The sequence below is a fragment of the Actinosynnema sp. NPDC059335 genome, from assembly GCF_042752395.1.
In the GTDB taxonomy this organism is placed as follows: Bacteria; Actinomycetota; Actinomycetes; order Mycobacteriales; family Pseudonocardiaceae; genus Actinosynnema.
The window spans coordinates 5,504-8,375 of sequence record NZ_JBHYXZ010000246.1 but is presented as its reverse complement, the minus strand read 5'-3'; the positions used below and the strand labels follow the sequence as shown (position 1 = coordinate 8,375).

The following is a 2,872-nucleotide window of genomic DNA, read 5'->3' as shown; positions in this document are numbered from 1 at the left end:
CCGTGGTGGGCACGAACGAGCCCAGCACCGGCGACGGCTCGATGATGACCACCTTGATGCCCCACGGCTTCACCTCGAGCCGCAGGGAGTCGCTGTTGGCCTCCAGGGCGTGCTTGGTGGCCTGGTAGTAGCCCCGGCCCGGGGTGGCGAACAGGCCGAAGATCGACGACATCATGACGATCCGGCCGGACCGCTGCTCGCGCATGCCGGGCAGCACGAGCTGCGTCATCCGGGACAGGCCGAAGAGGTTCGTCTCGAACTGGCGGCGGACCTGGTCGATCGGCGTCTCGCCGATGGTGCCGTTGAGGCTGTACGCGGCGTTGTTGACCAGGACGCCGACGGCGCCGTGGTCCTCGGTCACGCGCTGCACCGCGGCGGCCATCGACTCCTCGTCGGTGACGTCCACCCGGAGCGTCGTGACGCCCTCGTCGGCGAGGTCCTTGAGGCCCTCCAGGTTGCGCCCGGTGGCGTAGACCGGCCAGCCGGCGCGGTGCAGCCGCAGCGCGGTGGCGCGGCCGGTGCCGGAGGACAGGCCGCCCGAGGAGTTCACGCCGGTGATCAGGACCGCGCGCGACCCGGTCACCCCTCACCTCCGGTGGGGACCTCCTGCTGCGACACGCGGCTCGCCGCGACCGACATGCCGAGGCCCAGGCCGTCCACCATGCGCGTGATGAAGTTGAACATGCCGGCGATGAAGAACCCCTCCAGCAGCTCGTCGGTGGACCACCCGGCGTCCAGCGCCACCTGCCAGTCGGTGTCGGTGATCCTGTACGCCTCCTTGGAGAGCTTGGTCAGCAGGCGCAGCAGCACCTTGGTGCGCTCGTCCACCGGCAGGTCCTCCACGCTGCCCGCGGACTCGACGGCCTTGGCCGTCTCCTGCGGGCCGCCGAACGCCTGGAAGAAGAAGTTGTGCGTGCCGACGCAGTACGGGCACTCGTTGACCTTCGACGTCCACGCGGCGATCAGCTCGCGCGTCTGCCGCGGCATGACGCCGGTGATGAACATGCCCTTGTAGCCCGCCACCACGCCTTCGAGCAGGTCGGGTCGCGTGGACATCAGGCGGAACATGTCCGGCACGAAGGGCAGGTTGGTGCTGCTCTTGATGTCGGCGTACAGCTCGGCGAGGCGGCCCTCGGCCTGACCCTCCTCGACCAGCGGGACCCGGACGTAGGTGGTTGCGTCCATGCTCGACTCACCTTTCGACTGCGGATGGGGCGTCACGGGGGATGTTGCGGCGGCGCAGGACGGGGATGGCCTCGGCCTGGAAGTCGAGGTCGGAGTCGAAGCCCTTGATCATGCCCTCGATGACCAGCAGCGAGAGCAGCGGGAAGGCGAACTCCGGCGCGGGGAACAGGCCGAACCGCCGTTGCAGGTCGAACAGGCGGCCGGCGAAGCGGGCCAGGTCGAACTCGCCGGACTTGGCGCCCGAGGTCTCCGCCACCAGCTCGCCGAGCGCGGCGCGGAACCCGTCCAGGTCGCAGTCGTCGGCGACCTCGGCCGCGCTCTCGATGACGATCTGGGCGCACGACCAGCCGTCGCCCATCGCCATGTTGATGAAGAAGTCCGCGAACGAGCGGCGGACGGGGTCCGGCAGCCGGATGACGAAGCCGGCGTCCAGCATCACCAGGTCGGCGTTGAGGTCGAAGTACAGGTTGCCGGGGTGCAGGTCGCAGTGGACGAGGCCGTCGATGAACAGCATCTCGTACACCGTGCCCAGCACGGCCCGCTGGACCGAGCGGCGGGTGTCGCCGTCCAGCTCGCCCGGCTCGAAGCGCCTGAGGTCGCCGATGAAGTCCATGACGACGATCTCGGGCGTGCACAGCTCGGGCACCGGCGCGGGGATGGTGACCTTGCCGGCGGCGCCGGTCATGTTGGCCCGCAGGGCGGTCAGGGACCTGGCCTCGGCCTCGAAGTCGAGTTGGCGCAGGATCGCGCCGCCGACCTGGCCGTGCATGAGCTTGAACGGCATCCGGCGCAGCCTGGGCAGCAGGCCCAACGCCCGCATCGCCGCGGAGGTCAGGGTGAAGTCCTGCCACATCACGCGTTCGATGCCCGGTCGCCGCACCTTCACCGCGACCCGGCGACCGTCCACCGTGACCGCTTCGTGGACGGTCGCGATGCTGCCGGCGGCGACCGGGGTCCACTCGAACTCGCGGAACGGCCAGGGCCGGTCGCGGTAGGCGTGCCGGACGGCGCGCTCGATCCGCCGCCTGCCCGGCGGCCGGGCGCCGTCGGTGAGCCGGGCGAGCGGCACGGTCACCTCGTCGGGCAGCAGGTCGCGCCGCGTGCTCAGCAACTGCCCGATCTTGATGTACGACGGGCCGAGCCGGGTCAGCATCCGGACCCACCGGTCGCCGTCGCGCAGGCCGCGCCCGTCGGGCGAGCCCCGCAGCCGCGCGCCGACCGCGGAGCCCGCGATGACCAGGCCGTAGCCGAACACGATGACGCCGACCCGGGCGCACCGCAGCACCAGTCCGGGCAGCCGCGCCAGGCGGCCGGTGGTCGTGGTCATCCTCGCCCCCTGTCGTGCGATTCGGCGGGGCGGCGCGTCACCGCCCGTCCCGATCGTGTCGATGCCGGGGACGCGCCGACTACTCCCTCCGTGCCCCGCCGGGGCGGTCACTTGGGGACGGCGCGCCGACCCTGATGCATTACACCGTTACGGATAGGGGCGCTTCTTCTCGTGGCTTGCTCTCCACCCCGGTCCGGTGTGGACGGTGGCGGTCCGCTCCGCGCGAACGGGGGTGCCCGGGAACGACGACGCCGGCGCAGCCGCGGGGGGGGTGGCCCCCGGCGCCGGCGCGGTCAATAACCCCCCCCCCCCCGCGCACGCCCCCGGGCCGCCCCCCCGGGGCGCGACTGTCGGGAACCC

3 protein-coding genes are annotated in these 2,872 nt (G+C 71.9%); all 3 read right to left on the bottom strand.

From position 1 onward, the window contains the following. On the bottom strand, positions 1 to 583 hold a 583-nt coding region (locus ACFXGA_RS38465; RefSeq protein WP_378097571.1), incomplete at its 3' end, for an SDR family NAD(P)-dependent oxidoreductase. Next, entirely contained in the window at positions 580 to 1,185 is a 606-nt protein-coding gene (locus tag ACFXGA_RS38460; protein ID WP_378097568.1) for a carboxymuconolactone decarboxylase family protein, read from the bottom strand. The genes ACFXGA_RS38465 and ACFXGA_RS38460, both read right to left, overlap by 4 nt. A gap of 7 nt (positions 1,186 to 1,192) precedes the next feature. Beyond that, positions 1,193 to 2,512, bottom strand: coding sequence for an ABC1 kinase family protein (locus ACFXGA_RS38455; RefSeq protein WP_378097566.1), 1,320 nt, complete (start codon positions 2,510 to 2,512; stop codon positions 1,193 to 1,195). Positions 2,513 to 2,872: the final 360 nt, after the last annotated feature.